The 19089-nt window shown below is 67.0% G+C and carries 21 protein-coding genes; 10 read left to right on the forward strand and 11 right to left on the reverse strand.

What is annotated here, in order from left to right:
• Positions 1 to 3: 3 nt before the first annotated feature.
• Both AC1RMY_RS01905 and AC1RMY_RS01910 read left to right on the forward strand, forming a co-directional pair.
• Positions 4 to 279 (forward strand): GNAT family N-acetyltransferase, encoded by a 276-nt coding sequence (locus AC1RMY_RS01905; protein ID WP_492862247.1) that lies wholly within the window; start codon positions 4 to 6, stop codon positions 277 to 279.
• 17 nt (positions 280 to 296) lie between these two features.
• Complete coding sequence (locus AC1RMY_RS01910) at positions 297 to 1259, forward strand: glutathione S-transferase family protein (RefSeq protein ID WP_492862248.1); 963 nt, start codon at positions 297 to 299, stop codon at positions 1257 to 1259.
• Here AC1RMY_RS01910 and AC1RMY_RS01915 read toward each other — a convergent pair.
• Entirely contained in the window at positions 1256 to 1705 is a 450-nt protein-coding gene (locus AC1RMY_RS01915) for a Fur family transcriptional regulator (RefSeq protein WP_492862249.1), read from the reverse strand. The two genes, AC1RMY_RS01910 and AC1RMY_RS01915, sit on opposite strands and share 4 nt — an antisense overlap.
• 151 nt (positions 1706 to 1856) lie before the next feature.
• On the opposite strand from AC1RMY_RS01915, the gene AC1RMY_RS01920 reads away from it, so the two are divergent.
• Genes AC1RMY_RS01920 through AC1RMY_RS01935 form a run of 4 tightly spaced genes read left to right on the forward strand, consistent with a single transcriptional unit; the run spans position 1857 to position 5438 of the window.
• A complete protein-coding gene (locus tag AC1RMY_RS01920; RefSeq protein WP_492862250.1) occupies positions 1857 to 2777 on the forward strand; it encodes a metal ABC transporter substrate-binding protein in 921 nt (306 codons plus the stop codon).
• Positions 2774 to 3739 carry a manganese/iron ABC transporter ATP-binding protein gene (locus AC1RMY_RS01925; protein ID WP_492862251.1) on the forward strand — a complete coding sequence of 322 codons (966 nt, stop codon included), beginning with the start codon at positions 2774 to 2776 and terminating at the stop codon, positions 3737 to 3739. The genes AC1RMY_RS01920 and AC1RMY_RS01925 overlap by 4 nt, the downstream gene beginning before the upstream one ends.
• Entirely contained in the window at positions 3736 to 4596 is an 861-nt protein-coding gene (locus AC1RMY_RS01930) for a metal ABC transporter permease (RefSeq protein ID WP_492862252.1), read from the forward strand. The genes AC1RMY_RS01925 and AC1RMY_RS01930 overlap by 4 nt, the downstream gene beginning before the upstream one ends.
• Complete coding sequence (locus tag AC1RMY_RS01935) at positions 4593 to 5438, forward strand: metal ABC transporter permease (RefSeq protein WP_492862253.1); 846 nt, start codon at positions 4593 to 4595, stop codon at positions 5436 to 5438. The genes AC1RMY_RS01930 and AC1RMY_RS01935 overlap by 4 nt, the downstream gene beginning before the upstream one ends.
• Here AC1RMY_RS01935 and AC1RMY_RS01940 read toward each other — a convergent pair whose 3' ends face one another.
• From AC1RMY_RS01940 to AC1RMY_RS01955, 4 genes are all read right to left on the reverse strand, one after another.
• The gene (locus tag AC1RMY_RS01940; protein ID WP_492862254.1) at positions 5439 to 6245 is read right to left on the reverse strand and encodes a transglutaminase-like domain-containing protein; all 807 of its coding nucleotides are present in this window, start codon (positions 6243 to 6245) and stop codon (positions 5439 to 5441) included.
• 69 nt (positions 6246 to 6314) lie between these two features.
• The gene (locus tag AC1RMY_RS01945; RefSeq protein WP_492862255.1) at positions 6315 to 7322 is read right to left on the reverse strand and encodes an LLM class flavin-dependent oxidoreductase; all 1008 of its coding nucleotides are present in this window, start codon (positions 7320 to 7322) and stop codon (positions 6315 to 6317) included.
• A gap of 123 nt (positions 7323 to 7445) precedes the next feature.
• Positions 7446 to 8210, reverse strand: coding sequence for an SGNH/GDSL hydrolase family protein (locus AC1RMY_RS01950; protein ID WP_492862256.1), 765 nt, complete (start codon positions 8208 to 8210; stop codon positions 7446 to 7448).
• Entirely contained in the window at positions 8207 to 8500 is a 294-nt protein-coding gene (locus tag AC1RMY_RS01955) for a hypothetical protein (protein ID WP_492862257.1), read from the reverse strand. Before AC1RMY_RS01955 ends, AC1RMY_RS01950 begins: the two co-directional genes overlap by 4 nt.
• Positions 8501 to 8665: 165 nt before the next feature.
• On the opposite strand from AC1RMY_RS01955, the gene AC1RMY_RS01960 reads away from it, so the two are divergent.
• The 3 genes from AC1RMY_RS01960 to AC1RMY_RS01970 all read left to right on the forward strand — a co-directional run bounded on the left by AC1RMY_RS01960 (position 8666) and on the right by AC1RMY_RS01970 (position 11007).
• Positions 8666 to 9397: a response regulator gene (locus AC1RMY_RS01960; protein ID WP_492862258.1), complete on the forward strand. Its 732-nt coding sequence runs from the start codon at positions 8666 to 8668 to the stop codon at positions 9395 to 9397.
• Complete coding sequence (locus AC1RMY_RS01965) at positions 9397 to 10740, forward strand: ATP-binding protein (protein ID WP_492862259.1); 1344 nt, start codon at positions 9397 to 9399, stop codon at positions 10738 to 10740. Before AC1RMY_RS01960 ends, AC1RMY_RS01965 begins: the two co-directional genes overlap by 1 nt.
• A gap of 81 nt (positions 10741 to 10821) precedes the next feature.
• Positions 10822 to 11007 (forward strand): hypothetical protein, encoded by a 186-nt coding sequence (locus AC1RMY_RS01970; protein WP_492863585.1) that lies wholly within the window; start codon positions 10822 to 10824, stop codon positions 11005 to 11007.
• 6 nt (positions 11008 to 11013) lie between these two features.
• Here the strand turns inward: AC1RMY_RS01970 and serA are convergent, their stop codons facing one another.
• The 3 genes from serA to AC1RMY_RS01985 form a co-directional block, all read right to left on the reverse strand.
• Complete coding sequence (gene serA, locus AC1RMY_RS01975) at positions 11014 to 12270, reverse strand: phosphoglycerate dehydrogenase (RefSeq protein WP_492862260.1); 1257 nt, start codon at positions 12268 to 12270, stop codon at positions 11014 to 11016.
• A gap of 90 nt (positions 12271 to 12360) precedes the next feature.
• Positions 12361 to 12807 (reverse strand): NfeD family protein, encoded by a 447-nt coding sequence (locus AC1RMY_RS01980; RefSeq protein ID WP_492862261.1) that lies wholly within the window; start codon positions 12805 to 12807, stop codon positions 12361 to 12363.
• 10 nt (positions 12808 to 12817) lie between these two features.
• Positions 12818 to 13795 (reverse strand): SPFH domain-containing protein, encoded by a 978-nt coding sequence (locus tag AC1RMY_RS01985; RefSeq protein ID WP_492862262.1) that lies wholly within the window; start codon positions 13793 to 13795, stop codon positions 12818 to 12820.
• Between the two features lie 268 nt (positions 13796 to 14063).
• Here AC1RMY_RS01985 and AC1RMY_RS01990 point away from each other — a divergent pair, with 268 nt between their 5' ends.
• Positions 14064 to 16457, forward strand: coding sequence for a thiamine pyrophosphate-binding protein (locus tag AC1RMY_RS01990; protein WP_492862263.1), 2394 nt, complete (start codon positions 14064 to 14066; stop codon positions 16455 to 16457).
• A 130-nt stretch (positions 16458 to 16587) separates the two neighbouring features.
• On the opposite strand, the gene AC1RMY_RS01995 is transcribed toward AC1RMY_RS01990, so the two are convergent.
• From AC1RMY_RS01995 to AC1RMY_RS02005, 3 genes are all read right to left on the reverse strand, one after another.
• Positions 16588 to 16893, reverse strand: a complete 306-nt coding sequence (locus AC1RMY_RS01995) for a hypothetical protein (RefSeq protein ID WP_492862264.1) — start codon at positions 16891 to 16893, stop codon at positions 16588 to 16590.
• Positions 16894 to 16984: 91 nt separating this feature from the next.
• A complete protein-coding gene (locus AC1RMY_RS02000; RefSeq protein WP_492862265.1) occupies positions 16985 to 17776 on the reverse strand; it encodes a hypothetical protein in 792 nt (263 codons plus the stop codon).
• A 2-nt stretch (positions 17777 to 17778) separates the two neighbouring features.
• A complete protein-coding gene (locus tag AC1RMY_RS02005; protein WP_492862266.1) occupies positions 17779 to 18888 on the reverse strand; it encodes a hypothetical protein in 1110 nt (369 codons plus the stop codon).
• Positions 18889 to 19089: the final 201 nt, after the last annotated feature.

Here is a 19089-nt window from a genome sequence, read left to right on the forward strand (position 1 = left end):
GGGATGGATCAGGTCATCGACAATACGGCGGAGAGCCGCTTCGAACTCGCGCTCGAAGGCGGCACCGCGATCATCGCCTACCGGATCGAGGGCGAGCGGATCGTGCTGATCCATACAGAGGTGCCGCAAGCCCTGTCGGGGCAGGGCGTTGGCTCACGGCTTGCCAAGGGGGCGTTCGAGCTGATCCGCACGAGCGGGCGCAAGGCGGTGCTGCGCTGCGCCTTCATTCGCGGCTGGATCGTCAAGCATCCCGACTATGACGACATCGTCGACGGCTAGTTTGTGAAAGGCGCTGCATGGGTCTGCTGATCGAGGGCCGCTGGCACGACCAGTGGTACGACACCGCCAAGAGTGGCGGCCGCTTCGTCCGGCAGGACAGCGCCTTCCGCAGCTGGGTGACGCCGGATGGCGCGCCCGGCCCCAGCGGCAAGGGCGGTTTCGCGGCCGAGGCGGGGCGTTATCATCTCTATGTCTCGCTCGCCTGCCCCTGGGCACATCGCACGCTGATCTTCCGGGCGCTGAAGGGGTTGAAATGCTTCATCGACGTCTCTGTCGTGCATTGGCTGATGCTGGACAAGGGCTGGACCTTCTCGGCGGGCGAGGGCGTCGTGCCGGATCCGGTCGGCGGCGCGAACTACCTGCATGAGGTCTATACTCGGGCCGATCCGCACTATACCGGCCGCGTCACTGTGCCGGTGCTCTGGGACAAGGCAACCGGCACGATCGTCAGCAATGAATCATCCGAGATCATCCGGATGTTCAATTCGGCCTTCGACGGGATCGGCGCGAAGCCGGGCGACTATTATCCGCAGGCTCTGCGCGCCGAGATCGACGCGCTGAACGAGCGCATTTACGCGACAGTGAACAACGGCGTCTACAAGGCCGGCTTCGCGACGACGCAAGCCGCCTATGAGGAGGCGGTGACGCCGCTGTTCGAGACACTGGACTGGCTGGAGGAGCGACTGGAGGCGCGGCGCTTTCTGACCGGCGATGCGATCACGGAAGCGGACTGGCGGCTCTTCACCACGCTGATCCGGTTCGATGCCGTCTATGTCGGCCACTTCAAGTGCAATATCAGACGCATCGCCGATTATCCGCGGTTGAGCGCCTATCTGCGGACGTTGCTCGCGGTTGAGGGCGTCGCCGCGACGGTCGATTTCAGCCATATCAAGCGGCACTATTACGAGAGCCACCGCACCATCAATCCCACGGGAATCGTACCGGTGGGACCGGATCTGTCGGGGCTATTCGAAGCCTAGCGCTTCTTGCCGCGCGTGGCAGGGCGCTTCTTGCGGCCATAGAGCTCGAGCCGGTGGCGGACGAGCTCGTAGCCGAGTTCGGCGGCGATGCGGCGTTGCAACTCCTCGATCGCGTCGGAAGAGAACTCGATCACCTCGCCGCTTTCGACGTCGATCAGGTGGTCGTGATGTCCCTGGTCGGCATGCTCGTAGCGCGAGACACCGTCCTCGAAGGCGTGCCGTTCGATTGCGCCTTGCGTCTCCAGCACCTTCATGGTGCGATAGACGGTGGAGAGCGAGAGCGTCGGATCATGCGCGAAGGCGCGGGTGAAGATGCCCTTGGCATCGGGATGGTCGTCGGCCTCGGCCAGCACACGCAGGATCAGCCGGCGCTGCTGCGTCATCCGCAGCCCGGCATCCCTGAGCTGGCCCTCGAAACCGGCCACGCGTTGCTCGACTCCCATCATGATGTCGAAATAGCAACTCTGCGTCGCATTTGCAAAAATTCCTTATTGCAAATCACTCGCAACTGCATTGACAGATGCAAGTGCGTTGCAATAGCGTGATGGGACGAACGGATAGCGGACAGGAGACCACATGCCTTCGCGTCGATCTTTCATGAGCGGTTCGCTCTTTGGCGGCTCATTCCTGGCCCTGGGGGCAGCTGCTATTCTGGTCGGCGGCCTGACCATGGGCTCCGGCGCCGCGCTGGCGCAGGCCAAGAAGCTGCGCGTCGTCACCACCTTCACGGTGATCCAGGACATCGCCCGGAACGTCGCCGGCGAGGCTGCGGTCGTCGAGTCGATCACCAAGCCCGGCGCCGAGATCCACGACTACCAGCCGACGCCGCTCGATGTGGTGAAGGCGCAGTCGGCCGATCTCGTGCTCTGGAACGGCATGAATCTGGAGCGCTGGTTCGAGCGCTTCTTCGAGAATGTGAAGAGCGTGAAGAGCGCGGTCGTGACCGTGGGCATCGAGCCGATGGGCATCAAGGAGGGGCCTTATGAGGGCAAGCCCAATCCCCATGCCTGGATGTCGACCAAGAACGCGCTGATCTATGTCGAGAACATCCGCAAGGCGATGGCGGAAGCCGACCCGGCGCAGGCGGAAATCTACGCCCGCAACGCCAAGGCCTATGCCGACAAACTCATGGCGGTCGATGCGCCCTTGCGGGCGCGGCTCGACAAGGTGCCGGCCGACAAGCGCTGGCTCGTCTCGAGCGAAGGCGCCTTCAGCTATCTCGCCCGCGACTATGGCTGGCGCGAGGCCTATCTCTGGCCGATCAATGCCGACCAGCAGGGCACGCCGCAGCAGGTGCGCCGGTTGATCGATCTTGTGCGCAAGAACAAGATCCCGACCGTGTTCAGCGAAAGCACGATTTCGGACAAGGCGGCCAAGCAGGTCGCGCGCGAGACCGGCGCCCGCTATGGTGGCGTGCTCTATGTCGACTCGCTCTCGGCCGAGGGCGGGCCGGTGCCGACCTATCTCAAGCTGCTCGAAGTGACCGTGGAGACGATCGCGAAAGGCTTCGGCCAGTGAACGTACGCCCCCAGGGCCTGCCCGCAGGGGTTGGTGTCGCGCCCTCGATCTCGGTCGAGGGCGTCACCGTGCGCTACGGCAATGGCGTGACGGCGGTGAACGACGCCTCCTTCGCGCTGGGCGCCGGGACGATCTGCGCGCTGGTCGGCATCAACGGCTCGGGCAAGTCGACGTTGTTCAAGACGCTGATGGGCTTCCTGAAGCCGGCGCGAGGGACGGTCTCGATTGCCGGCCTGCCGGTGCGCCAGGCGTTGAAGCGCGGTCTCGTCGCCTATGTCCCGCAGGCCGAGGAGGTGGACTGGACCTTCCCCGTGCTGGTCGAGGACGTCGTGATGATGGGCCGCTACGGCCATATGGGCTTCCTGCGCATTGCAGGCCAGGCCGATCGCGACGCGGTCGATCAGGCTTTGGCTCGCGTAAACATGCGCGATTTCCGCAAGCGCCAGATCGGCGAATTGTCCGGCGGGCAGCGCAAGCGCGTCTTCCTGGCGCGGGCGCTGGCGCAGGGCGGGCAGGTCATCCTGCTCGACGAGCCGTTCACCGGAGTCGACGTCAAGACGGAGGACGCGATCGTCGCGCTGATGCGGGAACTACGGGCGGAGGGACGGCTGATGCTGGTCTCGACCCATAATCTTGGTTCGATCCCCGAGTTCTGCGATCAGGTCGTGCTGATCAACCGGACCGTGCTGGCGGCGGGGCCGACCGAGACCACCTTCACCCACGAGAATCTGCAGCGTGCCTTTGGCGGCGCGCTCCGGCATTTCCGCCTCGGCGGCGCCGAACTGCATGACGATGCCGACGAGCGGCGCGTCACCGTCATCACCGACGACGAGCGCCCGCTGGTGCTCTACGGCAAGCAGGACAGCGAAACGCTGGCCGGCGGCAAGGCGAATGGCGACGCTGCTGAGAGTGCGAGGGCTTATCGCGACAAGGTCGACAGCACGAAGGATGCGGCGCCGTGATCGAGCTGCTGCTGGAGCCGTTCGGCTATCAATACATGCTCCGGGCGATCTGGGTCTCGGCGCTGGTCGGCGGGGTCTGCGCCTTCCTGTCCTGCTTCCTGATGCTGAAGGGCTGGTCGCTGATGGGCGACGCGCTGGCGCATGCGATTGTGCCCGGCGTCGCGCTCGCCTATCTGCTCAAGGTGCCCTATGCGGCCGGTGCCTTCTTCTCCGGGCTTTTGGCGGCACTCGCCATGGCGCTGGTCCGGGTGCGCACGCAACTGCGTGAGGACGCGGTGATCGGCATCGTCTTCACCACCTTCTTCGCGGCGGGCTTGCTGATCGTCTCGATCAATCCGACCTCGGTCAATGTGCAGTCGATCGTGCTCGGCAACATCCTTGGTATAGCCGATGAGGACGTCGTCCAGGTCGCGATCATCGCGGCGGTCTCGCTCGTCGTGCTGGTGGCGCGCTGGCGCGACCTGATGCTGGTCTTCTTCGACGAGAACCAGGCCCGTTCCGTGGGCTTGTCGCCGACCCGGCTCAAGATCCTGTTCTTCATGCTGCTCAGCGCCTGCACGGTCGCGGCCCTGCAGACGGTCGGGGCGGTGCTGGTCATCGCGATGGTGATCACGCCGGGCGCCACCGCCTATCTGCTGAGCGACCGCTTCGGCCGGCTGATCTGGATCGCGGTTTCGCTCGGCGTCGTCACCAGCGCAGCCGGCGCCTATGCCAGCTATTTCCTCGACGGCTCGACGGGCGGGCTGATCGTGGTGTTCCAGACGCTCCTGTTCCTGCTCGCCTTCGTCTTCGCGCCCAAGCACGGCCGGCTGGCCGCGGCGCGTGCTGCCGAGGCCGCATCGGAGACGGCGCCATGAGCGTGATCGAAGCCTGGCTTATCGCGCCGCTGGCGCATGAGTTCATGCAGCGCGGTCTCGTCGTTGCCGTGCTGGTCGGCGTCGTCTGCGCCGTCCTGTCCTGCTTCCTGATCCTGAAGGGCTGGTCCTTGATGGGGGACGCGGTCTCGCATGCGGTGCTGCCCGGCATCGTACTGGCGCAGATCGCCGGGTTGCCGCTGGCGGCCGGCGCCTTCGTAGCGGGCCTCGGCTGCGCGCTTTCGATCGGCTATCTCAAGGAGAACAGCCGGGTGAAGGAGGACACGGTGATGGGCATCGTCTTCGCCGGCATGTTCGCGCTCGGGCTCGTCATGTTCGTCAAGGTCGACAGCGACCAGCACCTGCTGCACGTCCTGTTCGGAAACATGCTCGGCGTACGCTGGGAGGACATCGCCGAGACGGCGGCGATCGCGGTGCCGACGATCGCGATCATGCTGGCCAAGCGACGCGACTTCCTGCTGCTCGCCTTCGACCCGGCGCATGCGCGGGCGATCGGCCTGCCGGTGCGTGCGCTGAACTTCGGGATGCTGATCCTGTTGGCGCTGACCATCGTCGCGGCGCTGAAAGCCGTCGGCATCATCCTCGTGGTCGCCATGCTGATCGCGCCTGGCGCCATCGGCTTCCTGACGACGCGGCGCTTCGACGCGATGCTGGCGGTCGCGGTCGGCGCCGCGACGCTGTCGAGCGTGCTCGGCACGATCCTGAGCTTCCATCTGGACGGGGCGACCGGCCCGTGCATCGTCGTGGTTCAGGCCGTGTTTTTCCTCGCGGCGCTGGGGCTCAACCTGCGCCGCTCGGCCCGGCGCGCAGCGGCCGCCGCCTGATCAGGCTGCTTGCTGGTCCGCATCATCCTGCGCCCGCGTGACGGTGATCGTCTGGGCCAGGCACTGGCAATTGAACTGGCTGGTCAGGAAGGCGATGTCGGCGGCGTCGCGGCCGCTGGCGATCCGGACCATTCCCTCGACGGGGGCGAGCCGCGTCGGGTCGACCAGCCACCAGCCGCCGTTGAGATAGACCTCGAAGATCGCATGGAAATCCGGCGGGTCGAGATCGAGCGCATAGGCGCTCACCGCCCTTGCTGGAATGTTGAGCGCCCGCGTCAGCGCGATGCCGAGATGGCTGAAGTCGCGGCAGACGCCAGCCCGGTCGATGAAAGTCTGCTCGGCCGTGGTCTGCGCATGGCTGATGCCGTGCACATAGTCGAGATGCTCGTGCAGCCAGTCGAGCACGGCCAGAACGCGTGCGCCACCGGCCTCGATGCTGCGGAATTCGCGCTGGGCGAAGCGCATGAACTCGTCGGAGGGAGAGAACCGGCTCGGCAGCAGATAGGGTAGCACGTCCTGCGGCAGCTCCGACCAGCCGTGCTGGCAGGCATAGGGCACGAGGGGGATGCGCTTGCCGTTGTCGACCAGGGCGCGGTAGCGGATCTCGACCTCGCCGGACAGCGTCGTGCGGAAGCGGCGTTCGCCGGTGACCGGGTCCTGATCGCGCACGAGGCCGGCTTCGGGCGAGACCGTCAGGCTTTCGGAAATGATCGCCTGGTCGGGGGAGCGCGCCGCCTCGATAGCGGCGATGACCTCCGTCGCGCTATTGAAGCCATAGGTCAGCGTCGCCGACACATTCAGTTTCATTGATGTCCCCGGGTGAATCGCGAGATCGAAGCCCGGGCAACGTGAACGGCGCGCGGAAGTTCCGCGTTGTCAGGCCGCGTGTGCGGCGATGCCGATTTCGGGAGCGATCTGGGCCAGGATCTCATAGGAGCGCTTGCGCGCCGCATGGTCGAAGATCGGCGCGGTCGCCATGATCTCGTCGGCTTGTGTCGCTGCGATGAAGGCGCGCAGATTTCGCTTCAGCGTCTCGGGCGAGCCGATGAAGGCGTAGCGCAGCATCGAGGAGACATGGGCCTTCTCGGCCGGCGACCAGAGCTGGTCGATGTCGTCGATCGGCGGCTGGAGCTTGCCGCGGGCGCCGCGGATCATGCCGAGGAAGCGCTGCTGCAGCGATGTCGCCAGACGCTGCGCCTCGGCATCGGTGTCGGCCGCGATGACGTTGATGCCCGGCATCGCATAGGCCTTGTCGAGCTGCTCGGAGGGCTTGAAGCGCTCGCGATAGACCGCCAGCGCCTGGATCAGCGCATCCGGTGCGAAATGCGAGGCGAAGGCATAGGGCAGGCCGAGTTCGGCGGCGAGCTGGGCGCCGAACAGGCTGGAGCCGAGAATCCAGAGCGGGACGTTCAACCCGGCGCCGGGCACGGCCTGGATCGCCTGGTTTGGTCCGGCCGGCGCGAAATAGGCCTGCACCTCGAGCACGTCCTGCGGGAAGGTGTCGGCCGACATCGGGTTTCGCCGGAGCGCGCGCATCGTCATCTGGTCGGTGCCCGGCGCACGGCCGAGGCCGAGGTCGATACGGCCGGGAAAGAGAGCTTCGAGCGTGCCGAACTGCTCGGCGATGACCAGAGGCGCGTGGTTCGGCAGCATGATGCCGCCGGCGCCGACGCGGATCGTCTTCGTCGCAGCCGCGAGCTGGCCGATGACCACTGCGGTCGCGGCGCTGGCGATGCCGGTCATGTTGTGGTGCTCGGCCACCCAATAGCGGGTGTAGCCGAGGGCTTCGGCATGGCGGGCGAGGTCGATCGAGGAGCGCAACGCGTCGCCCGGCTCCTGTCCTTCGCGGACGGGGACGAGGTCGAGAACGGAAATGGCGACCATGGCAGGCCTCTGCTTGGGGCCCGCAGTCGGAGCCGGTGGCGTTGGCCTTCAAATGGGACGGAGGGTGGCTTTGGTCCAGATGCGGCGCCGATCCGTCATGGCGCGTCTGCGTCGGCGTTCTGGCTAAGGTGCGGGTGAGGCGGCGCGCCCACCGGCCAGTGCCGCGCAGAGCGTTGGTGCGATCCGGGCATAGGCCTGCTCGTAATCGGCGAGATGCAGCCCGTCCGTGAGCTTGTCCCCGTCACGGAAGCTGTTGGCGACGCGGCAGGAGGCGCTCGCCCGGCAGGCGGCTTCGGCCGAGGCGCCGATGCTGGCGGCGGCTTCCGCCGAGAAGCCGGGGACATGCTGGGCATCCAGCGTCGGAACGCCCGTCACGACGACGAGATCCGCCTTTTGCGAGAGCTTCCTCAGCAGCGGGCGGAAACCCTGGGTGAAGCGGATGACAGCTTCGGGCGGGTCGCGGAAGCGCTTGCGATTGGCGTCGTTGGTGCCGACACTCAGGATGATTGCGCGCGGCGGGCGCGGCAAGGTGAGCTCCGCCAGCATGGCGACGGTATCATGCGCAGTCGCGCCGTTCACGCCGGCATTGACCAGGGGCAGGCCGCAGAATTCGCGGGCGCGCCAGCGTGCGACGTGGGAGTCGCCAGAGGCGAGCAGATAATCGCCATCGACCCGCCGGAGGTCGGCTGCAATCTCGGCGAAGCGCTGATCGCGATAGGAGATCGGGGGCGCGGAGGCGCGGCCGATCGCGAAGCCGGCCAGCGAGCCGAGCGCCAGCATGAGCGGAAGCAAGAGGACGAGGGCCAGCAGGATGTGGCGGGCGGAAATGCCTCGGGCCCAGCTGAATATCTGGCCTCCAAAGAATGCCGTGCGGCAAAGCACCGTCATCGCCCGCCTCCCGTTGCCGTAGAGCGAACCGGACACATGTCCTTGTCGGCGACGTGGGCGGATGGCGCCGGCCGGGTTTGGCCGGTGACCGGGTCGCGATAACTCGCCAGGGCGCAGGCATCGCGGCCGCGCAGCACGAAGCCGTCATGCGTCACCAGTGCAGGCAGCGCCCAGAGCCACAAAGCGACGGCGCCGATGAGGGCGATGGCGGCACCGGCGCGCCTGAAGGTTAGGTGCAGTGAGGGCGCGGTGGCGGGGGCGGAGGAGGAGGAGGAGGAGAGTTCGAACATCACGTCATGAGGCGCGGCTGCGCAGCCGGTTGTGTGACCGCTACTTTTCCGGATGACGTCTGGCGAGAGCCTTCTGGTATCCTTGCTTTTCCAGATGCGGGATTGGAAATGATTGGAAACAAATCCGGCCACGACCTCGCCGCGAGCCGAAGTTAGAGCCGATCCATGACCCGAACCCCGCATATCCTCATCGTCGAGGACGACCGCGAGATCGCGACGCTGGTGTCGCGCTTCCTGCGCAACAATGATTTCCGCATCACGGCCGTGCCGAACGGGCGCGAGATGGACGCCGCACTGCGCGACGGGCGCTTCGACCTGATCGTGCTCGACCTGATGCTGCCGGGCGAGGACGGCCTCAGCCTGTGCCGCAGGCTGCGCAGCGACGGCTCGATTCCGATCATCATGCTCACCGCGAAGGGCGAGGAGATCGACCGCATCCTCGGCCTCGAGATGGGCGCCGATGATTACCTCGTGAAGCCCTTCAACCCGCGCGAGCTGCTCGCCCGCATCCGCGCCGTGCTGCGGCGGGCCGGCGGCGCGCCTCCCCCCGAGGTCGGGGAAAGCACGGTCCTGTCCTTTGCCGGCTGGCGGCTCGACAAGGCGGTGCGGCGGCTGTTCAACCCGCAAGGCGAGCGTGTCGTGCTGACGGGTGCGGAAATCGACCTGCTGCTCGCCTTCTGCGAGCGACCGCGCCGGGTACTGTCGCGCGACCAGCTTTTGGATTTGACGCAAGGCCGGGCGGCGGCGCCGTTCGAACGCTCGATCGACGTGCTGGTCAGCCGGCTGCGCCAGAAGATGGAGCGCAATCCGCGCGAGCCCGAGCTGATCCAGACCATCCGCTCGGGCGGCTACATGTTCTCGCCGGAGATCCAGCTTTCGCCGGAGAATCCGGGCTGATGAAACGCCTCCTGCTGCGCCTGTTGCCGGCACGCGCCGCAGCGCAGATCACGGTCATCGCGATCGGCTCGCTGGTTCTCGCCAATCTGGTGACGATCGCGACGCTGGTGGTGTTGCTGCCGCCCGAGCTCAAGCGCGTTCCGAATCTGCCCTATGTGACGCAGCTCGTCTCGATCGGCCGGATGGTTGCGGCCGCGCCGACACGGGAGGCCAGGGCCGCGATCATCGAGGCGGCGCTGGCGACGCATCCGAAACTGGCTCTGCTGCCCGCCGGCGCCAAGGCGACGTCGCGCAGGCTGCCGTCGCCGGATGAACAGATGCTGGAAAGCGTCGCCGAGATGCTCGGCGATGCCGCCGAGGTGCTGGTCCTCGACAAACCGGACGAGCAGCGTGGACCGCCGCCGTTCGGCTTGCGCTTCAGCGACGGGACGGGGCTGGCGATGTCTCCCGATCCGATGATGCGGCCGCCGCGTGCCGCCGCCTTCATCGGCTATCTCGTCGTGATGCTTGCCTTGCTGGCCCTGCTCGTCGGGCTGCTCTCGCTTTGGGCGGCGCGCGCCGTGGCCTCGCCGCTGTCGCTCCTGGCCGAGGCGGTCGACCGTTTCGACCCCGACCGTGACGACATCGCCGCAGCCGAACAGGGGCCGAGCGAGGTCAAGCGTCTCGCGCGCGCTTTCGGGGAGATGGCGGCGCGCATCCGGCGGCTGGTCGACGACCGGACGCGGATGCTAGCGGCCGTCAGCCATGACCTGCGCACGCCGATCACCCGGCTGCGTCTGCGCGCCGACGAGATCAGCGACGGAAAGCAGCGCCGTGCCATCGTCGCCGATCTCGCGTTGATGGAACGCATGGTTGGCGGCGCGCTGTCCTATCTGCGCGAAGGGCGCGCCTCGGGCAGCATGGCGGCGACCGACATCCCGGCGCTGCTCCAGACGATCTGCGACGATTTCGCCGATCTCGGCCACATCGTCGTGTTCGAGGGGCCGATGCGGGCTTCGGCCCTGTGCGACTCCGACCAGATGACGCGCGCCGTCACCAATCTCGTCGACAACGCGATCAAGTTCGGCGGCAAGGTCGTGGTCAGGCTCGACGACGGCGATCCCGACGTCATCGCCATCATCGTCGAGGATGACGGGCCGGGTATCGCGCCGGAAGAGCGCGAGAAGGTGTTCGAGCCGTTCTATCGCAGCGACCTGGCGCGGACGCTGAAGCAGGGCAGCGGCTTCGGGCTCGGACTCGCGATCGTGCGCGCCATCACCGAGGCGCATCGCGGCGAGCTCACTTTGGCGGACCGGCAGGGCGGCGGGCTCGCGGCCCGGATCGCCTGGCCGCGCCGCTGCTAGCGGAACGCGCCGACCCCTGGCGCGTTACCACTGGACGAAAGCCTGCTCGCTCGACGCAGGCCGGTCATTAAGGGGGTCGCCATGTCGACGAGCACGAATCCCGCCAAGGAAAGCCTGCGCAAGGAGCAGCGCGAGCAGCGTCAGGCCAGCCGTAAGCACGGCAAGGACGCGGAGCTCGACAAGGCTCTCGAGGACACGTTCCCGGCGAGCGATCCGGTTGCGGCGGAGACGCCGACCAAGCCGGGCGCCAGCCGCAAGCGCCACTGAGGCCGATCAGGCGCGTTGATACAGCAGCCGCGCCCTGATGGTTCCATCGAGCGAGCGGATCTCGCGCAGGATTTCGCGGGCGTCAGCACCGATGCTGTCGGCTTCCATCACGACATAGCCGACCTCGCCGTCGGTCTGGTAGTTCTGCGCGGCGATATTGACGTTGCGGTTGGCGAAGACGTCGTTGAGCCGTCGCAGCATGCCGGGCACATTGCGCTGAACATGGATGAAGCGCGTGCCGATCGCGCGCGCCGCAAGCTGGACCTGGGGGAAATTCACCGCTCCGACCGTCGAGCCGACATCGGAATAATCCACCAGCTTGCGCGCGACCTCGGCGCCGATCCGCTCCTGCGCCTCCTCGGTCGAGCCGCCGACATGCGGGGTCAGGATGACGTTGGGCAGGCCTTGCAGCGGCGAGACGAAGCGCTCGCTGTTCGAGGCAGGCTCGACCGGGAAGACATCGACCGCAGCTCCAGCGAGATGGCCGCTGCGGAGCGCCTCGGCGACGGCGTCGAGATCGACCACGGTGCCGCGCGAATTGTTGATGAGGTAGGAGCCCGGCTTCATCCTGGCGATCTGTGCCGCTCCGATCATGCCTGCCGTCTGCGGCGTCTCGGGTACGTGCAGCGAGACGATGTCGGCGAAGCCGAGCAGGTCGTCGAGGCTCGGCACGGAATCGGTGTTGCCGTGGCGCAGGCGATCGGTCTGGTCGTAATAGACGACGCGCATCCCCATCGCCTCGGCGAGCGTGGACAGCTGGCTGCCGATATTGCCGTAGCCGACGATGCCGAGGATCTTGCCGCGGACCTCGAAGGAGCCGTCGGCCGACTTGTCCCAGCCGCCGTCATGGGCGGAGCGCGAGCGGTCGGGAATCCGGCGCAGCAGCATCACGATCTCGCCGATCGTCAGCTCGGCGACGCTGCGGGTGTTGGAGAAGGGCGCGTTGAAGACCGGGACGCCACGACTGCGGGCGGCCTGCAGATCGACCTGGTTGGTGCCGACGGAGAAGCAGCCGACGGCGAAAAGGCGATCGGCATGGGCGAAGACGGCGTCGGTCAACTGCGTGCGCGAGCGGATACCGAGCACATGCACGCCCTCGACAGCCTTGAGCAGGGCTTCGCTGTCGAGCGCCTTGGGCAGGCGCGTCATGTTGGTGTAGCCGGCGTTCAGCAGCAGCTCTGCGGCTGAATCGTTGATGCCTTCCAGCAGCAGGACCTTGATGCGGTCCTTGGACAGGGACAGGCGTTCGCTTTGTATCGTCATGGGAGCGTTCGGTCTGGCGGCGGAGCGTTCGCTATAGACCCGCTACGGCGCGACACAACCTGATTTTGCGATTGCCGCCCGGGGAGCGCGCTAAGCCTTCTCGACGACCAGCGTCGCGCCCTCGACGCGCACCACGCGGATTTCGCTCCCTGCCAGCAGCTCCGGGCCGATGACCCGCCAGGACGAATCGCCGACGCGGATGCGGCCCTCGCCGCCCGTCATCGTCGCCTCGAGCCGGAAGACCTTGCCGATGAGCTGGCGGCCGCGATCGTTGAGGCCGGTGGCGGCGTCGGGCTCCTCGCCCTTGCGACGCGTCAGCAGCCGCCCCACGACCACGCAGACGAGGCTGAATGCGGCGAAGACCAGCGCTGCCGCCTGCCAGCCGATCCCCGTGAGGCCGACGATGCCGCCGGTGAGCAGAGCCGCCAGCCCGAGCCAGATCAGGAAGACGCCGGGCGCGAAGACCTCGCCACCGATCAGGACGAGGCCGAGGATGACCCAGCCCCAGGCGCCCAGCCAAAGCATCGAAGACAGCATCGCCCGGTCCTCAGGCGTTGCGGCCGGCCGTCGGCACGGAACCGCCCCGTCTCGGCTCGGCCGCGTCGTCGCCGAAGACGGCGCGGGTGAGCTGCGCGATGCCACCGACCGTCCCGGCGAGCGCGGCGGCCTCGATCGGGACGATCACGACCTTGCTGTTATGGGCGCTGGCGATCGACTTGAGGGCCTCGGTATAGCGCTCGGCGATCAGAAAGTTGGCGGCCTGGATGTCGCCCCTGCCGATCGCCTCGGAAACCATCGCGGTCGCGGCGGCTTCGGCCTGTGCAGAGCGCTCGCGCGCCTCGGCATCGCGGAACGCGGCTTCCTTGCGCCCTTCCGCGGCGAGGATCTGCGATTGCTTCTGGCCTTCGGCCTTGAGGATCTCGGCCTGGCGCAGGCCTTCGGCTTCTAGCACGGCAGCGCGCTTCTCGCGCTCGGCCTTCATCTGCCGGTTCATCGCGCCGGCGATGTCGGCCGGCGGCAGGATGTCCCGGATCTCGATGCGGGTGACCTTGACGCCCCAGGGCGAGGCGGCGGCATCCATGACGCGCAGCAGACGCTCGTTGATCTCGTCGCGATGCGAGAGCAACTGGTCGAGGTCCATCGAGCCGACGACTGTACGGATATTGGTCATGGTCAGGACCATCAGCGCGTCGTTGAGCGAGGACACTTCATAGCAGGCCTTGGCGGCGTCGAGCACCTGATAGAAGGCTGCCGCATCGATCCGGACGCCGGCATTGTCCTTGGTGATCGCTTCCTGCGAGGGAATGTCGAGCACCTGCTCCATGACATTCACCTTGTGGCCGATGCGGTCGATATAGGGGACGATCAGGTTGAGGCCCGCGCTGAGCGTGCGCGAATAGCGGCCGAAGCGCTCCACGGTGTAATTGTAACCCTGCGGCACCGTCTTCACCAGGAAGGCGATGGTGATCACGACCAGCATCACGAGCACGAGGACGAAGATGCTGAAGCCCGACAACGTATCCATCCAATGCTTCTCCCGTTCCGTCCGGCCGCTGCGTCATGCCGTAGCGCCGATGCAACCTGACGATTGCGACAGGCCAATGCAAGCTGGCGCGACGGGCGTCGCCTCCAAGGATGGTGGCTCCGAAGCCCGAACGCGCTTTTGGCAGTTTCCGCTACGGCAGAAACATCCTTGGCAGAAAGTGCCAATCCATCTGTCGTTGAGCGGGTGATTACGGTTCACACCGCCTGTTTATTTCGTGCATGATCGCGATCTTGCTGGAGTGCAGACCATGTCCGATCCCCGCCTGCCGTTTCTGGCCGAGCTCGAGAAGAAGATTCTCTGGCTGGCGTCCTGGACGATCCACAACGCCAACCATCTGCGCGCCAGCGAAGACGGCATGAAGGTCGGCGGGCACCAGGCCTCGTCGGCCTCGCTCGCGACGATCATGACGGCGCTCTACATGGCGGCGCTGCGGCCACAGGACCGGGTGGCGGTGAAGCCGCACGCCTCGCCGATCTTCCACGCGATCAACTATCTGATGGGGCTGCAGACGCGCGAGAAGCTGGAGAACTTCCGCGGCTACAAGGGCGCGCAGAGCTATCCTTCCCGCACCAAGGACATCGACGATGTCGATTTCTCGACCGGCTCGGTCGGTCTCGGCGTCGCGCAGACACTGTTTTCGTCGCTGACGCAGGACTATGTGAAGGCGCATGGCTGGGCGAAGGACCGGCCCGAGGGCCGCATGGTCTCGCTGATCGGCGATGCCGAGCTCGACGAGGGCAACATCTTCGAAGCCCTGATGGAGGGCTGGAAGCACGGACTGCGCAACACCTGGTGGGTGATCGACTATAACCGCCAGTCGCTCGATGCCGTCATCCGCGAGGGGCTCTACGACCGCTTCGAGACGATGTTCCGCAATTTCGGCTGGGATGTCGTGACGCTGAAATACGGTTCGATCCAGCAGGCCGCCTTCAAGGAGAAGGGCGGCGAGCGGCTGAAGGGCTGGATCGATTCCTGCCCAAACCAGCTCTATTCGGCGCTGACCTTCCAGGGCGGTGCGGCCTGGCGCAAGCGCCTGATGGACGATCTCGGCGATCAGGGCCCGGTGACGAAACTGATCGAGAGCCGCTCGGACGCCGAGCTCTCGCGGCTGATGTGCAATCTCGGCGGGCACGACCTGCCCTCGATCCTGGAGGCTTTCGAGGCGATCGACCATGATCGGCCGGTCTGCTTCCTCGCCTACACCGTCAAGGGCTTCGGCCTGCCGCTCGCCGGGCACAAGGACAACCATGCCGGGCTGATGACCAAGGAGCAGATGGAGGGCTTCAAGGCCGCCAATGCGGTCCGCCCGGGCCATGAATGGGATCTGTTCGAGGGGCTCTCGCTGCCGCAGAGCGAGATCCGCGCCTTCCTCGACAAGGTGCCGTTCTTCTCGGAAGGGCGCCGCCGTTACAGCGCGCCCGCGCTGCCGGTGCCCGCCAAGCTCGAAGCCGGCATCCAGCCGGTGATGTCGACGCAGATGGGATTCGGCAAGATCCTCGACGAGATCGCCAAGGCAGGCGGGCCCCTCGCCGACCGCATCGTGACGACGGCGCCGGACGTGACCGTCTCGACCAATCTCGGGCCCTGGGTGAACCGGCGCGGCCTCTTTGCCAAGGCGTCGATGGCCGACACCTTCAAGGACGAGCGCATCCCTTCAATGCAGAAATGGGAGTTCTCGCCCAAGGGCCAGCATGTCGAGCTCGGCATCGCCGAGATGAACCTGTTCATCAATCTCTCGGCGCTCGGCCTTTCGCATGCGATCTTCGGCGAGCGGCTGATCCCGATCGGGACGCTCTACGACCCCTTCATCTCGCGCGGCCTCGATGCGCTGAACTATGCCTGTTACCAGGACGCCCGCTTCATCGTGGTGGCGACGCCGTCGGGCGTGACGCTGGCACCGGAGGGCGGCGCGCACCAGTCGATCGCGACGCCGCTGATCGGCATGTCGCAGGATGGGCTTTGCGCCTTCGAGCCGGCCTTCGTCGACGAGCTTTCGGTGATGATGCGCTGGTCCTTCGAGTATCTTCAGAAGGACGGTGAGGGCGATCCGGACGAGCGCACCTGGCTGCGCGACGAGACCGGCGGCTCGGTCTATCTCAGGCTTTCGACGCTTCAGGTCGAGCAGCCGCAGCGCGCGATGACGCCGGAGCTCGAAAGCGACATCATCGACGGCGCCTACTGGCTGCGCAAGCCCGGCCCGAACGCATCGGTGGTGATCGCCTATACGGGCGCGGTCGCAGCCGAGGCGATCAAGGCCGTCGGCCTGCTCTCCGAGGACCGGCGCGATGTCGGGCTGCTCGCGATCACGTCAGCCGACCGGCTCAATGCCGGCTGGCAGGCGGCCGAGCGGGCGCGCCAGCGCGGCAACCACCGCGCCACCAGCCATGTCGAGCGGCTCCTCGGCAATCTCTCGCGCGATTGCGGCATTGTCTCGGTGCTGGACGGCCATCCGGCGACGCTCGCCTGGCTCGGCAGCGTCCATGGCCACAAGCAGAAGGCGCTCGGCGTCGAGCATTTCGGTCAGACCGGAACGGTCGGCGACCTCTACCGCCACTTCGGCATCGACGCGAACGCGATCGTCCATGCCGCGAATGCCGCGTCGCCGGGGCGGCCGGTGCGCTATCTGAAGGCTTTGCCCTAACGCACATCCGTCATGGTCGGGCTTGTCCCGACCATCCACGTCTTCGCTGGCCGAGACCTGTGTTCAAGACGTGGATGCTCGCCACAAGGGCGAGCATGACGTGAGTGCTCGGCGGTTGGTCGACGGCGCTTCAGAAGCGCGGCGTCTCGAAGGTGTTGGCAAAGGGGTTCACGCCCGCGCCGATGCGGCCGGGGAGCGTGTCTTCGCCAAACCAGCTGCCGACGCTGGCATAGGCCGGCGTGGCGGAAATGTGCTGGCTTGCATAGCGGTTCAACGAGCCGACCGGAACGACGTTGCCGGCGTCGAAATAGCTGCGCTTCTGGACGGTGACGCGCAGCGGCCCGCGGCGGTTCTGCGCCTCCGCAACAGTGGCGAGTACGGTCGATGCCGCGATCGAAACCGCGAACACAGCGGCGAGTTGCTTGAGGGAACGCATGGCGACGACATCTCCGGAGCAGCGGCGGTCCGCTTGACGTAAGGACGAAAACTTCAAAGTGAAGAGTAGACGACCGTAGTTAACGATTTTGTCAGCGCGGCCACAGCGGAAATGAATCGCTGGAGCCGCCGGCCATCCCGACGACGCCGCCCTTGCGATCCCTGACGATCCGCCGCGTTCCCGGCGGATAGAAGGTGGTATTCGTGCAAAGCGGCGGTTGGCCAGCCCGGCTGGCGAGATAGGTCAGGGCGGCGGATTCGCGGTCGCCCGGCTCGAGTTTCATGCGGTCGATCATGCAGGCCAGGGCGGTCGCGTTGGCGGTCTGCTGGCCCGCGGCGCAATAGTAGCCGCCAAGCGCGAAAGAACCGGTCTCGAAAGCGTTGCGGAAGACGATGCAGGTCCGTATGCGCCCGTCGAATTCCTGGTAGATCAGATCCCGTCCGGTGAACGATCCCCAGCGCGTCGCCATGGTATAATGCGGGCCGCCGACCAGCGGGCGCAGGACGCGCAAGGGTTCGAACTGCCAGAACAGTGGCGTGGTCAGGGTAAAGGGTCGCCCGGCTTCGTCGGGCTCCGCCAAGACGAGTGCGGCGAAGGTTTCGCCCGTGCCCGGGCCGCCGAACTGCCAGCCCTCCTCGCGGCCGCGCGTCGGATGCGTCGCGACGAGGGGAGAGCCGGCGGCGCCCGGCGACTCCACGGACCAGGAGATGGCCGGGCTGCCCCGGCCGACGGTCGGCAGCTTGCCGAACAGCCACCAGGTGACGACCAGGATCAGCAGGAAGACGGCGGCACCAAGAGCGAGAAACAGGAAACGTGCCGTGCCCAGCGCGACGGATGCAGTCGCGCCGAGAACAGCCGTGGCCCGCGGGGCATCACCCGACATGGTCAGCGCTTGTCCTGCCGGCGCGCCGCCGTCGCCGTGACCGTCGCGCTCTTGGTGCGCAGGGCGGGAGCGGTGCCATCGGCGTCGAGCCAGGAGACCTTGCGGCCGGTGGCCGCAAGGCGCGGCGGGGCGCAGGCGGGTTGCCGGTTCAATTCCGTGCGGGCGAAGGCGGCGCGCAGGGCGCGGTCGTCGCCGGCATTGAGCAGGTCGATGCGCTCGATCAGGCAGACGAGCTGCTGCCGGTCGGCCGGCTTGCCCTCGCCCCCGCACCACCAGCCGCTCAACGCCAGGGGCAGGGCGCCCGCATCCATCCGGAAGGCGATGCAGGGGCGACTGGCTTCGCCGTCGTTCAGCGTCGCATCCGCCGTTTCGACCGGGCCGAAGCGGGTCTGGATCGCGCTCGGCATGCCGCTGCGCTGGACCGACATCGAGCGCGCCGCCGCCTCGCGCACCAGCGCGATGATGAAGGGCTGGGTCAGGTCGGCGCGACCATGCTCCGCGCTCAGGCGCAGCAGCAGATGGGCTTTCGGTTCGGCGAAGGCGCCGAAGCTCAGCACGTCCTCGCGCTGCGAGCCGTCCTGGCTGCGGCGGGCTTCGAGCGTCGCGGAGGCGCGGTCGAGCTCGGGCGATTCCAGCCCGAACATCGGGATCGGCTTGGTGATCGGAATCCAGCTCTCCCGGCCGCCAAGGCTCGGGCGCGGCTCCTGCCGGACATCCCGGACGGGGCGCGCTTCGTGGATCGGTGGCGCGGTGAGACTGGCGATGGTCGTCGGCTCACCGCCGGAGGACAGCGCAGTGACGAGCGCGGTGGTGAGCCCGATGCCGGTTGCGGCGGCGATGCTGCGCCAGACCAGCCCACTGCCGAAACGCAGGCCGGGAGCATGCAGCAGGGCACGCAGATGGCGCAGGCCGATGATGCCGCGCCAGAGATATCCGAAGCCGATCTCGATGCGGTCGGCGAAGCGGATCAGAGCGGCGGCGACATCGATAGCCGCGAGCCTGGCCCACAGGTTGCCTGCCGACAGGTTGCCCAGCCATGACCGGGCATCCTCGATGGCCGGCCAGGCCAGCCTGAACCGGCCGAGCAGATGCGATGCGATATGACCTGACACAACCCCGAACCCGCATGTCCGGTGCTCCCCGGGCAGCGCGGACGTCTTCACCCGCGCCGAGCGTGACGGAGGGCTGGTCAGCGGGCGGTTACCGGCCGCGGGGATTCGCGGCGCAGCGTGAACAGCGGGTCAACAGGCAGGGTTAATGCAGCCGGGGCTGGCGCAGGGCAGGCGGCCCCGTGCAAGGCCAGATTGACTTTT

It is taken from the genome of Allobosea sp. GW822-FHT03F07 (assembly GCF_058801345.1).

What these genes read in the sequence shown, in the direction of transcription:
- AC1RMY_RS01905 (WP_492862247.1), top strand. Translation starts at nt 4, where the DNA reads ATGGATCAGGTCATCGACAATACGGCGGAGAGCCGCTTCGAACTCGCG.
- AC1RMY_RS01910 (WP_492862248.1), top strand. Translation starts at nt 297, where the DNA reads ATGGGTCTGCTGATCGAGGGCCGCTGGCACGACCAGTGGTACGACACC.
- AC1RMY_RS01915 (WP_492862249.1), bottom strand. Translation starts at nt 1,705, where the DNA reads ATGATGGGAGTCGAGCAACGCGTGGCCGGTTTCGAGGGCCAGCTCAGG.
- AC1RMY_RS01920 (WP_492862250.1), top strand. Translation starts at nt 1,857, where the DNA reads ATGAGCGGTTCGCTCTTTGGCGGCTCATTCCTGGCCCTGGGGGCAGCT.
- AC1RMY_RS01935 (WP_492862253.1), top strand. Translation starts at nt 4,593, where the DNA reads ATGAGCGTGATCGAAGCCTGGCTTATCGCGCCGCTGGCGCATGAGTTC.
- AC1RMY_RS01940 (WP_492862254.1), bottom strand. Translation starts at nt 6,245, where the DNA reads ATGAAACTGAATGTGTCGGCGACGCTGACCTATGGCTTCAATAGCGCG.
- AC1RMY_RS01945 (WP_492862255.1), bottom strand. Translation starts at nt 7,322, where the DNA reads ATGGTCGCCATTTCCGTTCTCGACCTCGTCCCCGTCCGCGAAGGACAG.
- AC1RMY_RS01950 (WP_492862256.1), bottom strand. Translation starts at nt 8,210, where the DNA reads ATGACGGTGCTTTGCCGCACGGCATTCTTTGGAGGCCAGATATTCAGC.
- AC1RMY_RS01955 (WP_492862257.1), bottom strand. Translation starts at nt 8,500, where the DNA reads ATGTTCGAACTCTCCTCCTCCTCCTCCTCCGCCCCCGCCACCGCGCCC.
- AC1RMY_RS01960 (WP_492862258.1), top strand. Translation starts at nt 8,666, where the DNA reads ATGACCCGAACCCCGCATATCCTCATCGTCGAGGACGACCGCGAGATC.
- AC1RMY_RS01965 (WP_492862259.1), top strand. Translation starts at nt 9,397, where the DNA reads ATGAAACGCCTCCTGCTGCGCCTGTTGCCGGCACGCGCCGCAGCGCAG.
- AC1RMY_RS01970 (WP_492863585.1), top strand. Translation starts at nt 10,822, where the DNA reads ATGTCGACGAGCACGAATCCCGCCAAGGAAAGCCTGCGCAAGGAGCAG.
- serA (WP_492862260.1), bottom strand. Translation starts at nt 12,270, where the DNA reads ATGACGATACAAAGCGAACGCCTGTCCCTGTCCAAGGACCGCATCAAG.
- AC1RMY_RS01980 (WP_492862261.1), bottom strand. Translation starts at nt 12,807, where the DNA reads ATGCTGTCTTCGATGCTTTGGCTGGGCGCCTGGGGCTGGGTCATCCTC.
- AC1RMY_RS01985 (WP_492862262.1), bottom strand. Translation starts at nt 13,795, where the DNA reads ATGGATACGTTGTCGGGCTTCAGCATCTTCGTCCTCGTGCTCGTGATG.
- AC1RMY_RS01990 (WP_492862263.1), top strand. Translation starts at nt 14,064, where the DNA reads ATGTCCGATCCCCGCCTGCCGTTTCTGGCCGAGCTCGAGAAGAAGATT.
- AC1RMY_RS01995 (WP_492862264.1), bottom strand. Translation starts at nt 16,893, where the DNA reads ATGCGTTCCCTCAAGCAACTCGCCGCTGTGTTCGCGGTTTCGATCGCG.
- AC1RMY_RS02000 (WP_492862265.1), bottom strand. Translation starts at nt 17,776, where the DNA reads ATGTCGGGTGATGCCCCGCGGGCCACGGCTGTTCTCGGCGCGACTGCA.